20 protein-coding genes and 1 tRNA gene are annotated in these 21854 nt (G+C 60.7%); 14 read left to right on the top strand and 7 right to left on the bottom strand.

Annotated features, from left to right (window positions below):
* Positions 1–522: 522 nt before the first annotated feature.
* The 6 genes from gltB to galU all read left to right on the top strand — a co-directional run bounded on the left by gltB (position 523) and on the right by galU (position 8853).
* Positions 523–5247, top strand: coding sequence for a glutamate synthase large subunit (gene gltB, locus V6767_RS16540; RefSeq protein ID WP_448474474.1), 4725 nt, complete (start codon positions 523–525; stop codon positions 5245–5247).
* A 58-nt stretch (positions 5248–5305) separates the two neighbouring features.
* A complete protein-coding gene (locus V6767_RS16535) occupies positions 5306–5578 on the top strand; it encodes an antitoxin (protein ID WP_448474473.1) in 273 nt (90 codons plus the stop codon).
* Positions 5575–5976 (top strand): PIN domain-containing protein, encoded by a 402-nt coding sequence (locus V6767_RS16530; RefSeq protein WP_448474472.1) that lies wholly within the window; start codon positions 5575–5577, stop codon positions 5974–5976. The genes V6767_RS16535 and V6767_RS16530 overlap by 4 nt, the downstream gene beginning before the upstream one ends.
* A 45-nt stretch (positions 5977–6021) precedes the next feature.
* Entirely contained in the window at positions 6022–6345 is a 324-nt protein-coding gene (locus V6767_RS16525; RefSeq protein ID WP_018064849.1) for a heavy metal-binding domain-containing protein, read from the top strand.
* A gap of 13 nt (positions 6346–6358) precedes the next feature.
* Complete coding sequence (locus tag V6767_RS16520; protein ID WP_448474471.1) at positions 6359–7813, top strand: glutamate synthase subunit beta; 1455 nt, start codon at positions 6359–6361, stop codon at positions 7811–7813.
* Positions 7814–7965: 152 nt separating this feature from the next.
* Complete coding sequence (gene galU, locus V6767_RS16515; protein WP_448430612.1) at positions 7966–8853, top strand: UTP--glucose-1-phosphate uridylyltransferase GalU; 888 nt, start codon at positions 7966–7968, stop codon at positions 8851–8853.
* A gap of 103 nt (positions 8854–8956) precedes the next feature.
* Here galU and V6767_RS16510 read toward each other — a convergent pair whose 3' ends face one another.
* Both V6767_RS16510 and V6767_RS16505 read right to left on the bottom strand, forming a co-directional pair.
* Positions 8957–9523, bottom strand: a complete 567-nt coding sequence (locus V6767_RS16510; protein ID WP_330166013.1) for an RNA polymerase sigma factor — start codon at positions 9521–9523, stop codon at positions 8957–8959.
* A gap of 5 nt (positions 9524–9528) precedes the next feature.
* A complete protein-coding gene (locus tag V6767_RS16505; RefSeq protein WP_230721132.1) occupies positions 9529–9687 on the bottom strand; it encodes a NepR family anti-sigma factor in 159 nt (52 codons plus the stop codon).
* Between the two features lie 206 nt (positions 9688–9893).
* On the opposite strand from V6767_RS16505, the gene V6767_RS16500 reads away from it, so the two are divergent.
* Positions 9894–10688, top strand: coding sequence for a response regulator (locus V6767_RS16500; RefSeq protein WP_230721128.1), 795 nt, complete (start codon positions 9894–9896; stop codon positions 10686–10688).
* A gap of 112 nt (positions 10689–10800) precedes the next feature.
* Complete coding sequence (locus V6767_RS16495; RefSeq protein ID WP_174802119.1) at positions 10801–10965, top strand: DUF1328 domain-containing protein; 165 nt, start codon at positions 10801–10803, stop codon at positions 10963–10965.
* Positions 10966–11089: 124 nt separating this feature from the next.
* Here the strand turns inward: V6767_RS16495 and V6767_RS16490 are convergent, their stop codons facing one another.
* Entirely contained in the window at positions 11090–11290 is a 201-nt protein-coding gene (locus V6767_RS16490; RefSeq protein WP_230721127.1) for a CsbD family protein, read from the bottom strand.
* 278 nt (positions 11291–11568) lie between these two features.
* On the opposite strand from V6767_RS16490, the gene V6767_RS16485 reads away from it, so the two are divergent.
* The gene (locus V6767_RS16485; protein WP_448474470.1) at positions 11569–13296 is read left to right on the top strand and encodes a CHASE domain-containing protein; all 1728 of its coding nucleotides are present in this window, start codon (positions 11569–11571) and stop codon (positions 13294–13296) included.
* 63 nt (positions 13297–13359) lie between these two features.
* Here the strand turns inward: V6767_RS16485 and V6767_RS16480 are convergent.
* Positions 13360–13444 (bottom strand) — tRNA-Leu (locus V6767_RS16480).
* Positions 13445–13615: 171 nt separating this feature from the next.
* Here V6767_RS16480 and V6767_RS16475 point away from each other — a divergent pair.
* Positions 13616–14197, top strand: coding sequence for a YqaA family protein (locus V6767_RS16475; protein ID WP_448474469.1), 582 nt, complete (start codon positions 13616–13618; stop codon positions 14195–14197).
* Positions 14198–14236: 39 nt separating this feature from the next.
* Entirely contained in the window at positions 14237–14740 is a 504-nt protein-coding gene (locus V6767_RS16470; protein WP_448474468.1) for a disulfide bond formation protein B, read from the top strand.
* 6 nt (positions 14741–14746) lie between these two features.
* Here the strand turns inward: V6767_RS16470 and V6767_RS16465 are convergent, their stop codons facing one another.
* Positions 14747–15739 (bottom strand): KpsF/GutQ family sugar-phosphate isomerase, encoded by a 993-nt coding sequence (locus V6767_RS16465; RefSeq protein ID WP_448474467.1) that lies wholly within the window; start codon positions 15737–15739, stop codon positions 14747–14749.
* A 55-nt stretch (positions 15740–15794) separates the two neighbouring features.
* Complete coding sequence (locus tag V6767_RS16460) at positions 15795–17009, bottom strand: ubiquinone biosynthesis hydroxylase (RefSeq protein WP_448474515.1); 1215 nt, start codon at positions 17007–17009, stop codon at positions 15795–15797.
* Positions 17010–17108: 99 nt separating this feature from the next.
* On the opposite strand from V6767_RS16460, the gene tesB reads away from it, so the two are divergent.
* The 3 genes from tesB to amt all read left to right on the top strand — a co-directional run bounded on the left by tesB (position 17109) and on the right by amt (position 20043).
* Positions 17109–18005: an acyl-CoA thioesterase II gene (gene tesB / locus V6767_RS16455; protein WP_448474466.1), complete on the top strand. Its 897-nt coding sequence runs from the start codon at positions 17109–17111 to the stop codon at positions 18003–18005.
* Between the two features lie 330 nt (positions 18006–18335).
* Complete coding sequence (locus V6767_RS16450) at positions 18336–18686, top strand: P-II family nitrogen regulator (RefSeq protein WP_018064835.1); 351 nt, start codon at positions 18336–18338, stop codon at positions 18684–18686.
* Between the two features lie 22 nt (positions 18687–18708).
* Positions 18709–20043, top strand: a complete 1335-nt coding sequence (amt, locus tag V6767_RS16445) for an ammonium transporter (protein WP_448474465.1) — start codon at positions 18709–18711, stop codon at positions 20041–20043.
* A gap of 1113 nt (positions 20044–21156) precedes the next feature.
* Here amt and V6767_RS16440 read toward each other — a convergent pair.
* Positions 21157–21747, bottom strand: coding sequence for a hypothetical protein (locus V6767_RS16440; protein WP_448474464.1), 591 nt, complete (start codon positions 21745–21747; stop codon positions 21157–21159).
* Positions 21748–21854: the final 107 nt, after the last annotated feature.

Below are 21854 nucleotides of genomic sequence, written 5' to 3'. Positions count from 1 at the left end.
TAGCACCGGCTTTGTAGCGGCGAAAGCCGGCCGGGCCAATGGCGATGGAAAGATTGCGCGTTTGCGGGCGACAGGCGTGGATTCTGCCCGAAAATGGCCTCTTTCTTTCACGAATTACGAATGTTGACCGGTTGGCGTAACTTTATTGCGCTGGCGGCAGGCTTTGGGTAATTTTTGCTCGCCTCGGCGGGCCCGGCGTTGTGATTTTGCTTGCCAGTTTATGTTGTTTCTGGCATGAAGGGCAGATAGGACAGTTATGCTGTCCTATTTTTGTGTCTGGCACGATTGCTGCCGAGGGGCTGACGTCATACCGCTTTGGGTTTATAATGGCCCTTTCGGACGACGGAAAGCTTCCGCGTCTTATCAGTCAGGACACGGCCGGTCGGTTTTCCATGACGGTTGTTCATGGTTTCCGCTTCGGACTTAAGTGAAATTGATGGCAGGCCGGAGAGGGACGTTCGTCCCGGCTCGCCTGTGTGCCCCGGCTTCGCCTGCATCCGGCAGGATTTTAGGAGATCTTGAATGACGAAGATGACGCCCATAGCGCTTGATGGTGCACCGGTCACTGAGCTTGCCTCCGTGGCGACCGAAGCCAAAGCAGCTACCGGTCGTCGCCCCAAACGTCAGGGTCTTTACGATCCCCGCAACGAACACGATGCCTGCGGCGTCGGCTTCATCGCCCATATGAAGGGCGAGAAGTCGCACCAGATCGTGCGCGACGGGTTGTTCATCCTGGAAAACCTCACCCATCGCGGCGCTGTCGGCGCCGATCCGCTGATGGGCGATGGCGCCGGCATGCTGATGCAGATCCCCGACCGCTTCTTCCGCGAGGAGATGGCCAAGGAAGGCGTCACCCTGCCGAAGGTCGGCGAATATGCCGTCGGCTATTTCTTCATGCCGCGCGACGAGGCCCGGATTGCCCATTACAAGGCGATCATCGAGAAGGTGATCGTCGACGAGGGGCAGACTTTCCTCGGCTTCCGCGAAGTGCCGGTCGACAATTCCTCGCTGTCGAAGGCCCCCGATATCGCCGCGACCGAGCCCTATCACCTGCAGGTGTTCATCGGCGCCGGCCAGCGCGCCCATTCGCAGCAGGAGTTCGAGCGCCGCCTGTTCGTGCTGCGCAAGGTGATTTCAAACACGATCTTCTCCGAAAGCCCGGAGGCAACCGAGGATTTCTATGCCGTGTCGATGTCGTCCTCGACCATCGTCTACAAGGGCATGTTCCTCGCCTATCAGGTCGGGGCCTATTACAAGGATCTCTCTGATCCGCGGTTCGAATCGGCCGTCGCACTCGTGCATCAGCGGTTTTCGACCAACACCTTCCCGTCGTGGAAGCTGTCGCATCCGTACCGCATGGTCGCCCATAACGGCGAGATCAACACGCTGCGCGGCAATGTGAACTGGATGGCCGCCCGTCAGGCGTCGGTGTCCTCGCCGCTCTTCGGCGAGGATATCTCCAAGCTGTGGCCGATCTCCTATGAGGGCCAGTCCGATACCGCCTGTTTCGACAATGCGCTCGAATTCCTGGTGCAGGGCGGCTATTCCATGGCGCATGCCGTGATGATGCTGATCCCGGAAGCCTGGGCCGGCAACCTGTCGATGAGCCCGGAACGCAAGGCGTTCTACGAATACCACGCCTCGCTGATGGAGCCGTGGGACGGCCCCGCCGCCGTCGCCTTCACCGATGGCCGTCAGATCGGCGCGACGCTCGACCGTAACGGCCTGCGTCCGGCCCGCTATCTGATCACCAAGGACGACCGGATCATCATGGCCTCGGAAGCGGGCGTCCTGCCGGTGGAAGAGGAAAACATCGTTGCCAAGTGGCGCCTCCAGCCCGGCAAAATGCTGTTGATCGACATGGACAAGGGCCGGATCATCTCCGACGAGGAGATCAAGTCCGAGCTTGCCGGCATGCATCCCTATCAGGACTGGCTCGGCCGCACCCAGCTGATCCTGGAAGACCTGAACCCGGTGGAGCCCCGGGCGCTCCGCCGCGACGTGTCGCTGCTCGATCGCCAGCAGGCCTTCGGCTACACGCAGGAAGACACCAAGATCCTGATGTCGCCGATGGCAACCACCGGTCAGGAAGCGATCGGCTCGATGGGCACCGACACGCCGATCTCGGCGATGTCGGACAAGGCCAAGCTGCTCTATACCTATTTCAAGCAGAACTTCGCTCAGGTCACCAACCCGCCGATCGACCCGATCCGCGAGGAACTGGTGATGAGCCTGGTCTCGTTCATCGGCCCGCGCCCGAACATTCTCGATCACGAGGGCGCGTCCCGCGAAAAGCGTCTGGAAGTACGCCAGCCGATCCTGACCAATGGCGATCTGGAGAAGATCCGCTCCATCGGTCACACCGAGGACCGGTTCGACACCAAGACGCTCGACATCACCTATGGCGTCGAACAGGGCGCCGAAGGCATGCCGGCGATGATCGACCGACTGTGCGAGCGCGCGGAAGCCGCCGTGCGCGGCGGCTACAACATCATCGTGCTGTCCGACCGCCAGATCGGCCCGGACCGGATCGCGATTCCCGCGCTGCTCGCAACGGCGGCCGTCCATCATCACCTGATTCGCAAGGGGCTTCGCACCTCGGTCGGCCTCGTGGTCGAATCGGGCGAGCCGCGCGAAGTTCATCACTTCTGCTGTCTCGCGGGCTACGGCGCGGAGGCGATCAACCCCTATCTCGCCTTCGACACGCTGGCCGATATGCACGCCAAGGGCCTGTTCCCGCAGGAGGTCGATGCCGGCGAGGTGGTCTATCGCTTCATCAAGGCGGTCGGCAAGGGCATGCTCAAGGTCATGTCGAAGATGGGGATTTCGACCTATCAGTCCTATTGCGGCGCGCAGATTTTCGACGCCGTCGGCCTGTCCTCGGAATTCGTCGAACGGTTCTTCTTCGGAACCGCCTCGATGATCGAAGGCGTCGGCCTGACCGAGGTTGCGGAAGAAACCGTGGCGCGTCATGGCTCGGCTTTCGGCAAGGACCCGGTGCTGTCCTCCACGCTCGATATCGGCGGCGAATATGCCTACCGCATGCGCGGCGAGGCCCATGCCTGGACGCCGGATGCGGTGGCCGAGCTGCAGCACGCCGTGCGCGGCAATGCCCGTGACCGCTACGATGCCTTCGCGAAGATGGAAAACGCCACCGCGCTGCGCATGAACACGATCCGCGGCCTGTTCCGCATCAAGTCTGCCGCCGAGATCGGCCGCAAGCCGGTGCCGCTTGAAAATGTCGAACCGGCTTCGGAAATCGTCAAGCGGTTCTCGACCGGGGCGATGTCGTTCGGCTCGATCTCGCGCGAGGCCCATACCACGCTGGCGATTGCGATGAACCAGATCGGCGGCAAGTCGAACACCGGCGAGGGCGGCGAGGAATCGGATCGCTATCTGAAGCTTCCCGATGGCTCCTATCCGCGCGAGCGTTCGGCGATCAAGCAGATCGCGTCGGGCCGTTTCGGCGTCACCGCCGAATATCTGGTCAATGCCGATATGCTGCAGATCAAGGTGGCGCAGGGCGCAAAGCCCGGCGAGGGCGGCCAGCTGCCCGGCCACAAGGTTGACGCGACCATCGCCAAGACGCGTCACTCGACGCCGGGCGTCGGTCTGATCTCGCCGCCGCCGCACCACGATATCTACTCGATCGAGGATCTGGCGCAGCTGATCTACGACCTCAAGAACGTCAACCCGACGTCGGATGTCTCGGTCAAGCTGGTGTCGGAAGTGGGCGTCGGCACGGTTGCCGCCGGCGTTGCCAAGGCGCGCGCCGACCACATCACGATCTCGGGCTTCGACGGCGGCACGGGCGCTTCGCCGCTGACCTCGCTGAAGCATGCCGGCAGCCCCTGGGAAATCGGCCTTGCCGAAACCCAGCAGACGCTGGTGCTGAACGGGCTGCGCTCGCGCATCGCGCTGCAGGTCGATGGCGGGCTGAAGACCGGCCGCGACGTGCTGATCGGCGCCATGCTGGGCGCCGACGAGTTCGGCTTCTCGACCGCGCCGCTGATCGCGGCCGGCTGCATCATGATGCGCAAGTGCCATCTCAACACCTGCCCTGTGGGCGTCGCCACCCAGGACCCGGTCCTGAGGAAGCGCTTCAAGGGCGCGCCGGAACACGTCGTCAACTACTTCTTCTTCGTGGCCGAGGAGCTGCGCGAGCTTCTGGCCGAACTCGGCTTCACCAGCCTCAACGACGTCATCGGCTCCGTCGAACTGCTCGACAAGGACGAGGCGATCGCGCACTGGAAGTCGAAGGGCCTCGATTTCTCGAGGATCTTCCACAAGGTGCCTGCGCCCAAGGAAGCGACCTTCTGGACCGAGCGCCAGAAGCACCCGATTGACGACATTCTCGACCGCAAGCTGATCGCGGAAGCGATGCCGGCGCTGGAGAACAAGGAAAAGGTCACGATCGAGACCGAGATCAGGAACGTCGACCGTTCGGCGGGCGCCATGCTTTCGGGCGAGGTCGCCAAGCGCTGGAACGAGAAGGGCCTGAAGGAAGACACGATCACGGTCAAGCTTACGGGCACGGCCGGTCAGTCCTTCGGCGCGTTCCTCGCAAACGGCGTTACCTTCGATCTCGTCGGCGACGGCAATGACTATGTCGGCAAGGGGCTTTCGGGCGGCAAGATCATCATCCGGCCGCCGGAAGACACGCCGATCGTGCCGGAGGAATCGATCATCGTCGGCAATACCGTGCTTTACGGCGCGACTTCGGGCGAATGCTATTTCCATGGCGTTGCCGGCGAGCGTTTTGCCGTGCGTAACTCGGGTGCCGCCGCCGTCGTTGAGGGCGTCGGCGATCATGGCTGCGAATACATGACCGGCGGCATCGTCGTCGTGCTCGGCCAGACGGGCCGCAACTTCGCGGCCGGCATGTCCGGCGGCGTCGCCTATGTGCTGGACGAGGATGGCGGCTTTGCCGACCGCTGCAACATGGCCATGGTCATGCTGGAGCCGGTTCCGGAGGAAGACGATATGCTCGAAAAGCTCCACCACCATGGCGGCGACATCATGCACAAGGGCCGCGTTGACGTGTCCGGCGACATGACCCGTCATGACGAGGAGCGCCTCGTGCGGCTGATCACCAACCACCTGCTCTACACCGGCTCGGCCCGCGCCAAGGCGATCCTGGATGACTGGGCGCATTACCGCCCGATGTTCCGCAAGGTCATGCCTGTCGAATATCGCCGCGCTCTGGAAGAGATGGAGCGCATGCGCATGGGCGTGGCGGCGGAGTGATTGTTGCTGCGAAATGCCTGTGATATGACATTGTCATATCACAGGTGTGGAGGCCGAGATGTCGAACCGTATCACCAAGGAAAGAAAGTCCCGCATTTTCATGAATGGCCGCAGCCGCGCCGTGCGAATTCCCCGCGAATTCGAACTGGAAGGCGACGAGGTCATCATCAGACAGGAAGAGAGCGGCCTGATCACGATCGAACCGGTAAAGAAGCAAATGACGCCGCGGGAATTGATTGAGTGGCTGCGATCAAAGGCTCCTTTGGGAGAGGAGCTTCCTGAAATCGAGGACTTGCCGCCCCGCGAGGTTGATCTGGATTTACCTGAGTGAGCTACCTTTTCGATACGAATGCCATTTCGGACATGATCCGCAGGCCAGCCGGAAAAATCGCGCAGCGGTTGGTGGGCCTTGAGAAGCGAGATCTCAAGACCAGTCTTATCGTGGCAGCAGAGCTCCGCTACGGTGTCGTGAAACGGGGGTCAAAAGAATTATCGGAGCTCATGGAAAGGGTGCTCTCACAATTTGAAATATTGCCGTGGGAAGCGCCCGCCGATCTGCGCTATGCGGAACTGAGAAATTATCTCCGACAGATCGGCCAGCCGATCGGAGACATGGACATGCTGATCGCCGCCCACGCGCTTGCGCTCGATGCGGTGCTGGTGACGGCGAATGAGAGAGAATTTGAGCGGGTTCCAGGCCTCAAGGTCGAGAACTGGGAACGTGAATAGAGTTTGGATGAGCCGCAAGGCTCCGGTTGAAACCGAGGTGTCGCAATGCTGATTTCCACCACGAATACGCTCGAAGGCCACAAGATCGTGGCCTATAAAGGCATTGTCACGGGCGAGACCATTCTCGGGACCAACATCTTCCGGGATTTCATGGCCGGTATCCGCGATATCGTCGGCGGGCGCTCGGCGGCCTATGAAGCATCGCTGCGCGAGGCGCGCGAAACCGCCTATGCGGAAATGGAACATCAGGCGGAGCGCCTTGGCGCCAATGCCGTCATCGGGGTCGATCTCGACTATGAAAACATTACCTCCGATCGCGGAACCATGCTGATGGTATCGGTTTCCGGCACTGCGGTCGTCATCGAGTAATTCAGGGAAAATCATGGGTAAAGTTACAGGTTTCATGGAAATCGACCGGCAGGTCGCGAAGTATCAGCCGGCCTCCGATCGCATCCGTCATTTCCGCGAATTCACCATCCCGATGTCGGACCCCGAGGTGCAGAAGCAGGCGGCCCGCTGCATGGATTGCGGCATTCCCTATTGCCACGGTCCGACCGGCTGTCCGATCCACAACCAGATCCCGGACTGGAACGATCTGGTCTATAACGGCAACTGGAAAGAGGCGATTGCAAACCTGCACTCGACCAACAACTTCCCGGAATTCACCGGCCGCGTCTGCCCCGCGCCCTGCGAGGAGGCCTGCACGCTGAACCTCGAGGATATCCCGGTTGCGATCAAGACGGTCGAGCAGGCGATTGCCGACAAGGCCTATGAGCTGGGCTATATCGTGCCGCAGCCGGCAACGGTGAAGACCGGCAAGAAGGTGGCGGTCATCGGCTCCGGACCGGCCGGCATGTCGGCCGCCCAGCAGCTTGGCCGCGCCGGCCATGAGGTTCACCTCTATGAGCGCGAATCCAAGCCCGGCGGCCTACTGCGTTATGGCATTCCGGATTTCAAGATGGAGAAGAACTTCATCGATCGCCGCGTCGAACAGATGCGCGGCGAAGGCGTGGAGTTTCACTGCGGCGTCAATGTCGGCGTCGATGTAACGGTTGACCAGCTTCTCGCCGATTACGACGCCGTGCTCTACTGCGGCGGCTCGGAAACGCCGCGCGCCTCCGGCATTGGCGGCGGCGATCTGCATGGCGTGCATGACGCCATGCCCTTCCTGGTGCAGCAGAACCGCCGCGTCGGCCGTGAGAATATCGAAAGCACCGGCTGGCCGTCCGAACCTATCCTCGCCGGCGGCAAGCATGTCGTGGTCGTCGGCGGCGGCGACACGGCGTCCGACTGCGTTGGCACCGCCTTCCGCCAGGGCGCCGTCAAGGTCACCCAGCTCGACATCCGCCCGCAGCCGCCGGAAAAGGAAGACAAGCTCGCCGTCTGGCCGTTCTGGGCCACCAAGATGCGCACCTCGTCCTCGCAGGCGGAAGGTGCTGTGCGCGAGTTCCAGGTCGCGACGCTGGAATTTGTCGGTGAGGATGGCGTGCTCACCGGCGTGAAATGCTGCCATGTGGATGAAAAGCGCAAGCCGATCCCCGGCACGGAATTTGTCATCAAGGCCGATCTCGCCTTCATCGCGATCGGCTTCAGGGGACCGTTCAAGAGCGGCGTTCTGGCCGATCTCGAAGGCCGGCTGACCCTCAACACCGACAGCCGCGGTTCGGTCAACGTCGTCGCCAATGATGATGACTACAAGACCTCGGTCGACAAGTTCTGGACGGCGGGCGACGTGCGCCGCGGCCAGTCGCTGGTGGTCTGGGCGATCCGCGAGGGACGCCAGGCGGCGCGTGCCATCGACGAGGCGCTGATGGGCGAGACGCTGTTGCCGCGGTGATGCCGCAGGTCCGCTTCTGGCGGGCCGACCTTTTTTGATAAATTCCCCCAAGGGGCGGCGGCTTGATTGCGCTGCCCCTTGTCTCTTGCTAGACCTGAACAATATTGCCAGAGTTCATTCATTTTCGATGATTGTCTATAAAGGAGAGGGGCTTGGCTCAGCATAAGAAGGTTCGCAAGGCAGTGCTTCCGGTCGCGGGGCTCGGAACGCGGTTTCTTCCCGCCACCAAGGTGGTGCCGAAGGAAATGTTGCCGGTCGTCGATAAGCCGATCATCCAGTATGTGGTCGATGAGGCGATCGAGGCGGGGATCGAGCATTTCGTGTTCGTCACCGGCCGCAACAAGAACGTCATCGAGGATTATTTCGATATCCAGTACGAGCTGGAATCGACTCTGAAGGCCCGCAACAAGAATGCCGAGCTGAGCCTGCTTTCGAGCCTTCTGCCGACCGCCGGCACCTCCACCTTCACCCGCCAGCAGGAGCCGCACGGGCTTGGCCACGCGGTCTGGTGCGCGCGCGAGATCGTCGGCCAGGATCCCTTCGCCCTGATCCTGCCGGACATGGTGATGGATGCCGAGACGCCGTGCCTCAAGGGCATGATGGATGTCTACGAAGTCGCCGGCGGCAATGTCGTCTCCGTCGAGGAGTGCGATCCCGAACAGGCGCATAAATACGGCATTGTCGGCGTCGGCGAGGCGGTGGGCAGCGGTTTCAAGATCACGGAGATGGTGGAGAAGCCGGAGAAGGGCACCGCGCCGTCGAATTATTTCATCAATGGCCGCTACATTCTCCAGCCGGAAATCTTCCCGATCCTGGGCAAGACCGAACGCGGGGCCGGCAACGAGATCCAGCTTACCGACGGCATGCTGACGCTCGCCAAGGAACAGGACTTCTACGGCTACAAGTTTGACGGCCAGACCTTCGACTGCGGCTCCAAGGAAGGCTTCATCATCGCCAATGTGGCGCTCGCCCTGAAACGCGACGATATCCGTCCGAAGGTGGAAAACGAGCTGAAGGCGCTGATTTCGGCGCTGAAGTAGTCCGGAGCGCCGGTTGAGGGCCGAACGATAGAGAGAGTTTCGAAAATTGAAAGGGCCGGTCAGTGACCGGCCCTTGGCAGTTTAGGTTTGCGCTGGCCGCGTCTCAGCCCGGACGCGAGACGAAGGCGCGGCTGACAACGCTTGCGGAATTGGCGTCGGGGCCGAATTCGGTTTCGCCGGTAATGTCCAGCAGTTCCTGAAGCTTGCCGCGGGCGCGGGCGATACGGCTCTTGATCGTGCCGATCGCGCAATGGCAGATTTCGGCTGCCTCTTCGTAGGAAAAACCCGATGCGCCGACCAGAATGATCGCCTCGCGCTGGTCGCTCGGCAGCTTGTTCAGCGCTTCGCGGAAGTCCCGAAGGTCCATTGCGCCATATTGCGCGGGATGGGTGGAAAGCCGCTCGGTGAAGACATTGTCGGAATCCTGGATTTCGCGACCGCTCTTGCGCATCTGGCTGTAGAACTCGTTGCGCAGGATGGTGAACAGCCAGGCCTTGATATTGGTGCCCTCGGCAAAGCTGTCCTGCTTGGCCCAGGCCTTCATGATCGTATCCTGAACCAGATCGTCGGCGAGGTCCTGATGCCCGCACAGTGAGACGGCGAAGGCGCGCAGGCTGGGCACCGTCTTCAGCATATCCCGCTTGAAACTCGTATCTTCGACTGTTGCCACGGCGGTTACCCCTTTTTTCTGGGCGTGGATGCAGCCTCGGCCGCGTCCAGACGCTCGAGAAGATCGAGAAACCGATCCGGGATTTCCTCCTGTTCGACAGCATTGTAGAGGGCCTTGAGGCGTCTGCTGATCGCCTCTTCGGGGCTCTTGGCCGTACCGGGCATGTTCGAACCTTGTTCAAGGTCGCTATTGTTCTTCACCAGTTTTCGCCTCGTTCCATTCCACCAATTCCATTCAAGCCGAAAACGCGGCCCAAAATAAAATGTTCCGCTCTTCGGGAACTTTTTTTCGTCTCCCGCATTCTTGCTTCTTGAGGAATGCTCTAAAAGAGATACCCGCAACGACCTATCGAGGCAGGAGACTACCAGACATGTCGCTTTCAACACGTATCGCCGCCCATCTTCCCTACCTCAGGCGTTACGCACGTGCCGTTACCGGCTCCCAGACATCGGGCGACGCCTATGTTGCCGCCGTACTCGAAACGCTGATTGAAGACGTTTCGCTCTTTCCGGAGGACGGCGACGATAAAGTCTCGCTCTATAAACTCTTCTCTCAGCTTTTCAGTTCCACAACGATCGAAATCGAGGAAATCGAATCGCCCTTTTCCTGGGAAAAGCGCGCGGCGGCCAACCTCATGGCGCTGCCGGCCAAGCCCCGCCAGGCCTTCCTGCTGATCTCGCTCGAAAACTTCTCCCATGAGGAAACGGCCCAGATTCTGGACGTCGAGAGCGACAGCGTTTCCAACCTCATCGACGAGGCCTCCTCGGAAATCGCGCGCCAGGTGGCGACCGATATCATGATCATCGAGGATGAACCGCTGATCGCCATGGATATCGAGCAGATGGTGGAAAGTCTGGGCCACCGCGTCACCGGCATCGCGCGCACCCACGCCGAAGCCGTGGACCTGTTCAAGTCCTCGCGCCCGCGCATGGTGCTCGCCGATATCCAGCTCGCCGACGGCAGCTCGGGCATCGACGCGGTCAACGACATTCTGGCCGCCGAATCGCTGCCGGTGATCTTCATCACCGCCTTCCCGGAGCGGCTTTTGACCGGCGAGCGTCCGGAACCGACCTTCCTGGTCACCAAGCCCTTCAATCCCGATATGGTGAAGGCGCTGATCAGCCAGGCGCTGTTCTTCCAGGAACATCACGAACAGGCGGCTTGAGCTTTAAAATTTCGGTAAGCATGAGGGCGGCTTCGGTCGCCCTTTTTCTTTTAAAACCGGAACTCCAATGGCACCTGGGCGTTTTCCTTCTACAAACACAAGGAGAATGTCCATGCTTTACTATGCCGTTGTTTTCCTGGTGATAGCCCTGATCGCTGCCGCGCTTGGTTTCGGCGGCATCGCCGGCGCTTCAGCAGGTATCGCGCAGATTCTGTTCTTTCTGTTTCTGCTGTTCTTCGCTGTCGCGGTCATCGTGAACTTCGCGCGCAGCCGCTAAAAGCAGAGTTCCCTCCCGAAAACGGGCCGCCTGATGGCGGTCCGTTTTTTGTTGTCTTGTCCGGACACAAAAAAAGGGCGGGAGCGCCTCAGCGCTCCCGCCCGAAAACTTTTCAATCGCGTTATCAGTTTGAACTGTTCATCCAGTTGTCGACGTCGCGTTCGGCTTCGTCGCGCTCCTTGCCGTAGCGTTCCTGGATCTTGCCCACGAGCTTTTCGCGGTTGCCGGCAACGACATCGAGGTCGTCATTGGTCAGCTTGCCCCAGCGGGCCTGCACTTCGCCGGTGAACTGCTTCCAGTTGCCTTCGATACGGTCCCAATTCATAAGCCTGCTCCTTTCAGCTTAGCTTTCACTATGCCCAATCAACGCGCCACCCGATCCGGCAGTTCCATCCCGCCGTCGAAGATTGACAAGCCTTCGAAAAACAGGAATGTACGAAAGCAGGCACTGAGTGCCGGTGCGCACAAGCAAAATGAATCAAATGCTTCATCGGTCCCGTGCTTCTTTCGGCACATATTCGCGAATAACCGAAGTCGTTTCACTTTCTTGGCGCTTATGAGTGAAATTGGCCGGCCGGAAGCCGGTCGGGCTGTGAAGAAGACATGCGATTCGACAAGGCAGACAACGGCACTGTTTCGACCATCAGCCGCATCCTACCCGCGCTGGTGTTTCTGGTGGTCGCCATTATCGGCCTCGGCATGTCGTTCTCGATCTATCGGGCGTCCGAGGTCGAGCGTCGCGCCAAGTTCGAGGTTGTCGCCGGCGACGCCACCGACCGGATCGTCAACCGTTTCTACCAGCACATGTCGCTTCTGGAGGCGACCAAGGCGTTCTTCGAGGCGACCGACGGCAATATCGACCGCGCCGCCTTCCGCACCTATGTCGGCGGCCTCGATACCGAAGGGCGCTATGACGGCATCCAGGGCATCGGCTTTGCCCGCATGGTCTACACCGGCAACGAGGGCCGCGCCGAGGAGATGATCAGCCGCGCCTATGGCGAGAACCACCCGATCTGGCCCGAGACCGACCAGGATTACCGCGCCGCGATCGTGATGATCGAGCCGGACAATGAGCGCAACCGCGCCGCCATCGGCTACGATATGTACAGCGAACCCGTGCGCCGCGATGCCATGGCCAAGGCCTTTGCCAGCGATACGCCGCGCGCCAGCGGGCCGGTGGAGCTGGTGCAGGAAATCACCGAAAACAAGCAGGCTGGCTTTCTGCTCTATTTGCCCTTCAAGATGGACCGCGGCGAGAACAATGCGGACGGCAATCTGCCGCTTTCCGGCTTCATCTACGCGCCGTTTCGCGCCGGCGATCTCTATCGCGCGGTGATGAACGCCTCGCCGGCGCTGCCCGTGGCCGTCCGCGCCTACGACAAGGATGCGCCCGAAATTCCGCTGTTCGAATCCGCGACCTATGATGCCGCGCTGGAGCGCAGCGCGCTCACCTCGTCCCGCGAGGTCGATATTGCCGGCAGGACGTGGGTGCTGGAGATGACGCCGAGCGCGGCATTCGAGAAGGCCGCTTTCGATATCACGCCCTTCGTCGTCGGCTGCGTGGCGCTGCTTCTGGCAGTCGCGCTGGCGCTTGCCGCGCAATGGCAGATCAAGGCCCTGGCCGCAGCCCGCGAGGTTCAGCGCGTGACCGAGAAATCCCTGCAGGAGCGCGAGTTGATGCTGCAGGAGATGAAGCACCGGATCAAGAATTCGATCGCCCGCATGCTCGCGATCGCCCGCCAGACGGCGCACCACTCGGAAAATCTTGAGCAGTTCGTGGAATCCTATTCCGCCCGTCTGCAGGCCATGTCGACGGCGCAGGACGTGCTGACCCGTTCGCGCTGGCAGCGCGCCGACCTGAAGGAACTGCTGAACAAGGAACTGGAACAGGTGTTCGGCAATGGCGAGTCGCATTACGAGGTCTACGGCCCGAATGCGGAGATCGACGAGAAGGCGACCCAGGCCTTCAGCCTCACCTTCCATGAACTGGCCACCAACGCGCTCAAATATGGCGGCATGTCGGGCGACGGCGCGGGACTGAAGGTCTCGTGGAGCTTTCAGGGCACAGGCGCCGAGCGCAAGCTGAAGCTGATCTGGGCGGAAACCGGCGCAGGTCCCGTTGCGCCCCCGGAACGCAAGGGCTTCGGCACCCGCCTGATCGACGCCAATATCATCGGCGAGTTGAACGGCACGATCGACCGTCAGTACGGCGAGGACGGTCTGAAGATCGAGATCACCTTCCCGAACCCCGCCACCAGAAAGGCAACATCGCGCCGCTCCCGCTGGCGTCGCACCCGCCGCGCGCGGCTGGCGGAAAAGAAGGGCGAGTGATCCGCTGCGCCGGACCAATGGAGGCAGCGTCTCTGATCAACGAACGGCGATGTTTGAGAAAGATGGTGCCCCTTGCCGGAATCGAACCAGCACTCCTTTCGGAACCTGATTTTGAGTCAGGCGCGTCTACCAGTTCCGCCAAAGGGGCCCTTTGCCTCGTCTTGAGGCAGGCATGGCGGAATATAAGGAGATCGGGCCGGGCGTCAACACGCTTCTGACGCCGGGCCAGCACAAATTTGAGCCGTGCGGCTCTTGAGTGATGGACATGGCGGGCCGGAGACAGCATTCTCCGGCGACACAAATCAACCCCGGACGATCCATGCTGCGCAGACTTTATAACTGGACGCTTTCGCTTGCCGCCAACCGCAATGCCGAACGCGTCCTTTTCGGGATATCATTCGCCGAAAGCTCGTTCTTTCCGATCCCGCCGGACGTGTTGCTGATCCCGATGGTGATCGCGCGGCCGGCGAAATGGTTCCGGATCGCGCTGATCTGCACGATCGCCTCGATCCTCGGCGCGATCGCCGGCTACCTGATCGGCATGTTCCTGTTCGAACAGGTCGCCCGGCCGATCCTCGATTTCTACGGCAAGCAGGATTCGTTTGAGAAGATCGCCGAGTGGTACAACACATGGGGCGGCTGGGGCGTGCTGTTTGCCGCCATCACGCCCTTTCCCTACAAGGTGCTGACGCTGTTTTCGGGTGCGACGGGCCTCAATTTCGGCATTTTCCTGCTGGTCAGCGTGATCGGGCGGTCGTTCCGGTTTTTCCTGATCGCCTGGCTGCTCAATCGCTACGGCCCGCCGATCCGCGATTTCATCGAGAAATATCTCGGTCTTCTTTTCACCTTATTCGTCATCCTTCTGGCGGGCGGGTTCTATCTGGTCAAATATGTGTTCTAGAGCATTTCGCGCGCTTGCGGCGCGCTTCAAGAGGGTTTTATGACCGCGCGTTCTTTCTCTCGCATTCCGATCGGCCTCACTCTGTCGACGCTCGCCATGGCCGTCACGGTCGGGACGGCGCTCGGCTTCGAGCATCTCGGCGGGTATATCCCGTGCCATCTCTGCCTTCTGGAGCGTAACCCTTATTATATCGGCGTGCCGGTCGGCATTCTCGGTCTTCTTGCCTGGCGTTTTGGCCTGCCGCGCCTTGTCGCAAGGCTGGCGCTTCTCGTCATCGCCGGGCTGATGGTTTGGGGCATGGTGATGGGGGTCTATCACGCCGGCGTCGAATGGCACTGGTGGGCCGGGCCTTCCGATTGCTCGGGCTCGATGGCCGGCGTCACCACCAACGCCATGGACCTGCTCGGCGATCTCAACAGCGTCACCGGCCCGAAATGCGACGAGGCGGCACTGCGCGTGCTCGGCCTGTCCTTTGCCGGCTGGAACGTGGTCGCAAGTCTGGTGATCGCGGCAATCGCGCTCTGGGGCGCACGCGGAAGGTAATCAGCTTCAGGCCGCGCCGATCCGCAGGAAATCGTGGAAGTGGACGATGCCGAGCGGGCGATTGTTGTCGTCGACCACCATCAGCGCGGAAATATTGTGCTTTTGCAGAAGCGCCATGGCGGCGGAGACCAGCATGGTCTTGCCGACCGTTTTCGGCGCCGCGGTCATCACGTCTTCCACCGCAAGCTTGCTCATGTCGCGGGCAAGATTGCGGGCGAGGTCGCCATCGGTGATGATGCCGGCGAGCCGCCCGTCTTCCGTCAGCACGCCCACACAGCCGAAACGGCGCTGAGAGAGCACCATGATCGCCTCCGGCAGCGGCGTGCCGGCGGGCACCAGCGGCACCTCCTCGCCGACATGCATGATATCGGCGACATGGGAGAGCAGCGCGCCGAGCTTGCCGCCCGGATGATAGATCTTGAAATCGACCGCGGAAAAGCCGCGCGCCTCCAAGAGCGCGATCGCCAGCGCATCGCCCAGCGCAAGCTGCATGGTGGTGGAGGTCGTGGGCGCCAGTCCGTGCGGACAGGCCTCCTCCGCCTTGGGCAGGTCGAGCACGATATCGGCCGCCAGCGCCAGCGAGGATTGACGGCCCGAGGTGATCGCGATCAGCGGAATGGCGAACCGCCGCGTATAGGCGACAAGGGCGGTCAGTTCGCTGCTTTCCCCGCTCCAAGACAAAGCGAGCACGGCGTCCTTCTGGGAAATCATGCCCATATCGCCGTGATTGGCTTCGGCGGGATGTACGAAAAAGGCCGGCGTGCCGGTGGAGGCGAAGGTGGCGGCGATCTTGGTGCCGACATGGCCGCTCTTGCCGACGCCGGAGACGATCACATGGCCCGCCGTCTGCCTGAGCAGCGCCACGGCCTTCTCGAACGGCTCGGCCAGCCCGTTGCCGAGCGCCGCCGACAGGGCTTCCAGCCCCTTGCGTTCAAACTCGAGCGTCCTCAGCCCCGAAAGCGCCGCCTCGCCCAAATCATTTTCATTCACATCCGCCATGTCACGCTGTTAGCGCCTTTGCTTGGTACAATCAATACTATGGCTGATGGCGCGCTCAGAGCGGCTCGCCGGCCAGCAGTTTCGGCAGGTCTCGGGCGGAACGGCCTGAGGCTTCTTCGATGAAGTAGCGTTTCAGCCGGGGCATGCGGTCGACCACGCCGAGGCCGAAATCGCGGGCCATGCGCAGCGGGCCGATATCATTGGAAAACAGTCGGTTCAGCACATCGGTGGTCATGCCCATGCGCACCGTGTCGAACCGCCGCCAGCGCTGATAGCGCTCCAGCGTGTCGAGCGCGCCGATATCGAGGCCATTGCGATCCGCCTCGACGATGGTCTGGGCCAGAGCCGCGACATCCTTGAAGCCGAGATTGAGGCCCTGGCCCGAAATCGGGTGGATGCCGTGGGCCGCATCGCCCGCAAGCGCCAGCCGCGGCGCGATGAACGAGCGCGACAGCGTGAGGCCCAGCGGAAACGCGCGCCGGCCGCCGGCAAGCGTGAGTTTGCCGAGATGATGCCCGAAACGGCGCTCCAGCTCGGCCTCGAACACCATGTCGTCGCTGTCGACAAGGCGCTGGGCGTCTTCCGTGCGCTCTGTCCAGACCAGCGAGGAGCGGTTGCCGGTCAGCGGCAGGATGGCGAAGGGGCCCGCCGGCAGGAAATGCTCTTCCGCCCGGCCGTTATGCGGGCGCTCATGGGCGATGGTGGTGACGATGCCGGACTGGCCATAGTCGAACTTGACCGTCTTGATGCCGGCCATGTCGCGCAGCCTCGAGCGCACGCCGTCGCAGGCAACCACCAGCCGTGTCGCGATCTCCTCGCCGCTGGCGAGGGTAAGTTTCGCATGTCCGCCCTCGGCCGAAAAATCGGTCACGGCGGCGTCGTGGCGGATCGTGATGTCGAGTGTGTCCGCCGCCCCGCGCAGCGCCCTGACCATCGCGACATTCGGGATCATGTAGGCGAAGGGGTCGCTGGCCTCGCCGCGTTCGCCGAAGGTGAGGAACACCGGCTTGACCGGCTCGCCGGTTTCCGAATCGGTGACGATCATCTCGTTGATCGGCTGGGCGTGGTCCTTGATCTCGTCCCACAGGTTCAGCGTTTTCAGCATGTTGATCGCGGCGGCGATGATCGCCGAGGCGCGCTCGTCCTTTTCCCACACATGCGCCGGCGCCGCCTCCATCAGCTCGATTTCGAGATGGGGCGCCGCCTTCTTGACCGCGACCGCGACCGAGAGCCCGACATAGCCGCCGCCGACGATGACAATATCCTTCATATCCCGATCCTTCTTGCGTGCCGCCATATCTCGCTCCTGTTCAGCAAAGCTGTTATAGGCCATTGCGTTACTCATGGGATATATAGGGACCGCGTTCAAATGTCACAGCCCGGCAATGACCAAGGCGGCAAGGCGCTCGCCGCTCTGCTTGATCTCGAGCGACTTGAGGAGAACCTCTATCGCGGCCAGAGCCCTGCCACCACCTGGCAGCGCGTGTTCGGCGGGCAGGTGGTCGCCCAGTCGCTGGTGGCGACCCAGAGAACGGCGCCGGCGGGGCATCTCGTCCACTCGCTGCACGGCTATTTCATGCGTCCCGGCGACACCGAGGTGCCGATCATCTTTCAGGTCGAGCGGCTGCGCGATGGACGGAGTTTTTCCACCCGCAGCGTGCGGGCGATCCAGCACGGCCAGCCGATTTTCATCATGACCGCCTCGTTTCAAACGGAAGAGGAAGGCTTTCAGCATCAGGATGCCATGCCGGATGTGCCGTCTCCCGAAGAACTGGCTTCGAGCGACATCATCAATGATTCGAAGAACGCGCCCGCGCCGGTGCGCAATTACTGGATGCGCGAGCGGCCGATCGAGATCCGCCCCGTCGATCTCGAAAATTTTCTCTGGCGCAAGAAGCCCGGCGGCCGGCAGAATATCTGGATACGGGCCAACGGCCCGTCGCCGCACGGGCGCGACTATCAGGCGGCCTTCCTGGCCTATATGTCGGACATGACCCTGCTGGACGCCACGCTCTATCCGCATCAGAGCTCGGTCTTTTCAGACCATGTCCAGGCGGCAAGCCTTGATCATGCGGTCTGGTTTCACCGGCCGTTCGATATCGAGGACTGGCTGCTCTATTCGCAGGAGAGCCCTTCGGCGAGCGGCAGCCGCGGCTTTGCCTATGGCCGCATCTTCAGCCGCGACGGCACGCTGGTCGCCTCCGTCGCTCAGGAAGGCCTGATCCGCATACGCGATCGTGCGCGGCCGTTTTACAACAAGCCGTGACCGGGCGCGACCGACGCCGGAGTGGATAAAATGCCCATATTGCGCGCATGCCGGACCTTCTTCATTACGGTCTGAAGCGCGCGGCTGATCCCCATTCCGGCATTTGCATAAAAAAAAGGCAATTGCCAAAAATAACGCACGGAATCGCCGCAACTTTGTGGCGGGCATTTCGTCGCACATATCGTCCCGAAAATATCCCATTTATATCAGTGGTTTGTGGCTTCGGCTTCAAACTGGCACGGTCTTTGTATGTCTGCGATAGGCCGCTGACGAATTTCTATTCGAGGGCGGTAAGGAGAACCGGCTTTTCGAAGCTGCGGGTAACAAAGGATGGGAAACCAGATGAAAATTGTGATGGCCATCATAAAGCCGTTCAAGCTGGATGAGGTGCGTGAGGCCCTCACCGCCGTCGGCATTCAGGGCCTGACCGTGACCGAAGTGAAAGGTTACGGCCGGCAGAAGGGGCACACCGAGATCTATCGCGGTACCGAATATGCCGTCAGCTTTCTTCCCAAGCTGAAGATCGAAGTCGCGGTCGCCGCCGATGTTGTCGAAAAGGCTGTCGAGGCGATCGCCTCCTCCGCCAAGACCGGACAGATCGGCGACGGCAAGATCTTTGTCTATTCCATCGAACAGGCCGTGCGCATCCGCACCGGCGAAACCGATTCCGAAGCGCTGTAAATCAGCAGGGGGTAATCAGTCTATGTCTTCCAAACTCAAATATATCGCGGGTTTTGCTGCCCTTGCCGCAGCGACCGCCGCCTTTCCTGCCTTCGCTCAGGAAGAGGCCGCAGAGGCCGTGGTTGAAGTGGCCTCGGGTGCACCCGCCGCTGATACGGTCGTGATCTTCAACACCTTGCTGTTCCTCATCGGCGGCTTCCTGGTCATGTGGATGGCCGCGGGCTTCGCCATGCTGGAAATGGGCCTGGTGCGCAAGAAGAACGCCTCGATGCAGGGCCTGAAGAACATCGCCCTTTATTCCGTCGGCGGCATCATGTTCTGGTTCACTGGCTACAATCTGATGTACACCGGCGTTGACGGCGGCTTCATAGGCTCTTTCGGCCCCTATGTCTTCCCGGGCCCCGGCATGGATGACGGCGCGGCCGGCTACTCCGTCGCCTCCGACTGGTTCTTCCAGATGGTGTTCTGCGCCACGACCGCCTCGATCGTTTCGGGTACGGTTGCAGAGCGCATCAAGTTCTGGCCGTTCATCATCTTCACCGTCATCCTGACCGGTATCCTCTACCCGATCACCGGTTCCTGGCAGTGGGGCGGCGGCTGGCTCTCTGAAATGGGCTTCTCCGACTTTGCCGGTTCCACGCTGGTTCACTCGGTCGGCGGCTGGGCCGCTCTTGCCGGCGCGCTTGTTCTCGGAGCACGTACGGGCAAATATGCCGCTGACGGTTCGGTTCATCCGATGCCGGGCTCCAACATCCCGCTCGCCGTTCTCGGTACCTTCATCCTGTGGCTCGGCTGGTTCGGCTTCAACGGCGCTTCGCAGCTTGCCATCGGCTCGATCGCCGATGCCGGCGATGTCTCCAAGATCTTCGTCAACACCAACCTGGCCGCTGCGGCCGGCGCCGTTGTCACGATGATCCTGCTGCAGATCGTCTACAAGAAGGTCGACGTCACCATGGTTCTGAACGGCGCGCTTGCCGGTCTGGTCTCGATCACGGCCGAACCGCTGACGCCGTCCGTTCCGGCGGCCCTGTTCATCGGGGGCATCGGCGGCGTGATCGTCATCGTCGTCGTTCCGCTGCTCGACAAGCTGAAGATCGACGACGTCGTCGGCGCCATCCCGGTCCACCTTGTTGCCGGTATCTGGGGCACGTTCATCGTACCGCTGACCAATGACGGCACGTCCTTCGGCACCCAGATTGTCGGGATCGTCGCCATCGGCGCCTTCACCTTCATCGCGTCGTTTGTCATCTGGTTCATCCTCAAGGCCATCATGGGCATCCGTGTCTCGCCGGAGGAAGAAGAGATGGGTCTCGACAAGTCCGAGGTCGGCGTCGAAGCCTATCCGGAATTCATGTAATCCCAGCCGGGGCCGCCGCGCGGCGGCCCCGGATGATTTCAGGATGTATCGCAGAACCCGCCGGCCAGTCCGGCGGGTTTTGTTTTATTGACAAATCTCGGGCGCCATCAGGCGGCCGCCTCGTTTTCTGCGTTCATCCCGATCTTCGTTCCGGAACCAGCAAGCGCAAGTCGTTGGGACAGGCTGTTTGTAAACTTCCCCATCGGACCGCTCTGGATGCCGGCTCAGGGCCGGCATGACGGAGGCGGCGGAAAAGGGGCTTTGTCAGCGGCCTCCAATCCGCCATTCGGCGCGCCGAGTGTTTTATTGTCCGGGACGCTATAATGCGCGCCATGGGAGCGAAATATAATGTTGCATCTAGAGATTGACTGGGCGTGTTTACGTAGGTAGAAATGAACCATCGATAAGCCGACTGGAACTTTTGATAGCGCTATCATGGAATCTTTACGACCTTTTCAAACCTCTCTTTTGATCGCGGGAGCGGTGTTTCATCGGGACTTCCCGTTAAACGGGGAACTTTGTCCGCCCAGAATTCGTTCACTTCGGATAAACAATTTGGGATGAACGTTTACAACTTGGGTGTCACGATGAAATCGGTATTGTTTTTATGGCAACCGCCAGTTACGTGAGATGCCAAAAAACCGGGAGCGAGGGAAAGTCGGCTCAAACCGACTGGCGAACACCACAAGAATTGGACTGACTGTGAAAAATCTCAGACTCTTCAACTGTTCCTGCCACCACCCGCTACGGTTTGGAACAAAAAACTGCTCCTATTGCTTTAGGCCCACGCCGTTCTACAATCGCATTCCGTTTTGGGCGGCATTGCTGCTCGTGATCGCTGTGCTCTCAATGCAGCTTTTCGGTTTCGGCTTTGACGAAACGCTGAGCGCAGCCGAATCGGATCCTCCGGCGACCCAGAATATGGCTGGAGGCCTCTGAATCCGGATTTACAGGTGTTAAATGCACCATAAAAAGCACATTTATGCGCGCTATGTGATTGTTTTTATTGAATTCGAGTACGACTGAAGCTTTGGTAAACATCATCCGATTCACCGGATGAAAGCATCTGATTCACCAAATTCGGCCCTTCGCAGCTTTCTGGTCGAGCGATCATCAATTTGGCCACTCGCTTGCAGCGTTTTTTAGCTCCGAGATAGGGAAAGCGGTTTCATCCAGATTATCGATGAGGCGCAATAGGTCCTTTCGCTCGTAGAACCACGCGCCCATCCAAACAGGATCAGCAATCGGAAGGATTCCCGAATCCGCCATCAGTTTCTTGACCTCGACGTGTGAGATGCCAAGCAGCCTGCCGATAGCCGCTGCCCGAATGTAGCGCTCTTGGAACCTCTGAAGTTCGATGCGAGAAAACCGGAGCTTGCCTTTCCGTTGCCGATACTCTGCTTGATCAACCTCATGCATCCAGGGGCCGCCATGCTTTGGAGAAACCAGCCGGCGCGGCGTAGAGGGCACAACTCCTAGTATAGGTGCCGCTTCGCTCGCTGAAATCGTATGATCCGGGTCGAGCGCCTCTAATACAGCTTTCACCTCAGATGTATTAAAGCGCAGGTGATCAATCCTATTTATACCTTTTATGAGCTTGGTATCCTTGAGTTCGCCTTTCAGTTGAAATTCCAAGATTTGTTCTGTAGATGACCTTCCGCAAGTTACGCTCCACAGCGAGCGATAACCCTTCGACTTCGTCATCTATTTTGCCGCAGCTATTGCATATATTCGCGAGGAATTGCTCCGGGGTTCCGATCGTGTCCCGCAGCGTGGTGTAGCTTCGGCGATTGCCGTGCCTTCCGGACGGT

The organism is Martelella sp. FLE1502, from assembly GCF_053484255.1.
The sequence above is the reverse complement of the archived record's forward strand: the minus strand, read 5'-3'. Positions and strand labels throughout refer to the sequence as shown.

Bases quoted from the DNA above. Each gene is read 5' to 3' on its own strand.
- gltB (WP_448474474.1), top strand. From the start codon at position 523: ATGACGAAGATGACGCCCATAGCGCTTGATGGTGCACCGGTCACTGAG.
- V6767_RS16535 (WP_448474473.1), top strand. From the start codon at position 5,306: ATGTCGAACCGTATCACCAAGGAAAGAAAGTCCCGCATTTTCATGAAT.
- V6767_RS16525 (WP_018064849.1), top strand. From the start codon at position 6,022: ATGCTGATTTCCACCACGAATACGCTCGAAGGCCACAAGATCGTGGCC.
- V6767_RS16520 (WP_448474471.1), top strand. From the start codon at position 6,359: ATGGGTAAAGTTACAGGTTTCATGGAAATCGACCGGCAGGTCGCGAAG.
- V6767_RS16505 (WP_230721132.1), bottom strand. From the start codon at position 9,687: ATGCCCGGTACGGCCAAGAGCCCCGAAGAGGCGATCAGCAGACGCCTC.
- V6767_RS16500 (WP_230721128.1), top strand. From the start codon at position 9,894: ATGTCGCTTTCAACACGTATCGCCGCCCATCTTCCCTACCTCAGGCGT.
- V6767_RS16495 (WP_174802119.1), top strand. From the start codon at position 10,801: ATGCTTTACTATGCCGTTGTTTTCCTGGTGATAGCCCTGATCGCTGCC.
- V6767_RS16490 (WP_230721127.1), bottom strand. From the start codon at position 11,290: ATGAATTGGGACCGTATCGAAGGCAACTGGAAGCAGTTCACCGGCGAA.
- V6767_RS16485 (WP_448474470.1), top strand. From the start codon at position 11,569: ATGCGATTCGACAAGGCAGACAACGGCACTGTTTCGACCATCAGCCGC.
- V6767_RS16475 (WP_448474469.1), top strand. From the start codon at position 13,616: ATGCTGCGCAGACTTTATAACTGGACGCTTTCGCTTGCCGCCAACCGC.
- V6767_RS16470 (WP_448474468.1), top strand. From the start codon at position 14,237: ATGACCGCGCGTTCTTTCTCTCGCATTCCGATCGGCCTCACTCTGTCG.
- V6767_RS16465 (WP_448474467.1), bottom strand. From the start codon at position 15,739: ATGGCGGATGTGAATGAAAATGATTTGGGCGAGGCGGCGCTTTCGGGG.
- V6767_RS16460 (WP_448474515.1), bottom strand. From the start codon at position 17,009: ATGAAGGATATTGTCATCGTCGGCGGCGGCTATGTCGGGCTCTCGGTC.
- tesB (WP_448474466.1), top strand. From the start codon at position 17,109: ATGTCACAGCCCGGCAATGACCAAGGCGGCAAGGCGCTCGCCGCTCTG.
- V6767_RS16450 (WP_018064835.1), top strand. From the start codon at position 18,336: ATGGGAAACCAGATGAAAATTGTGATGGCCATCATAAAGCCGTTCAAG.
- amt (WP_448474465.1), top strand. From the start codon at position 18,709: ATGTCTTCCAAACTCAAATATATCGCGGGTTTTGCTGCCCTTGCCGCA.
- V6767_RS16440 (WP_448474464.1), bottom strand. From the start codon at position 21,747: ATGACGAAGTCGAAGGGTTATCGCTCGCTGTGGAGCGTAACTTGCGGA.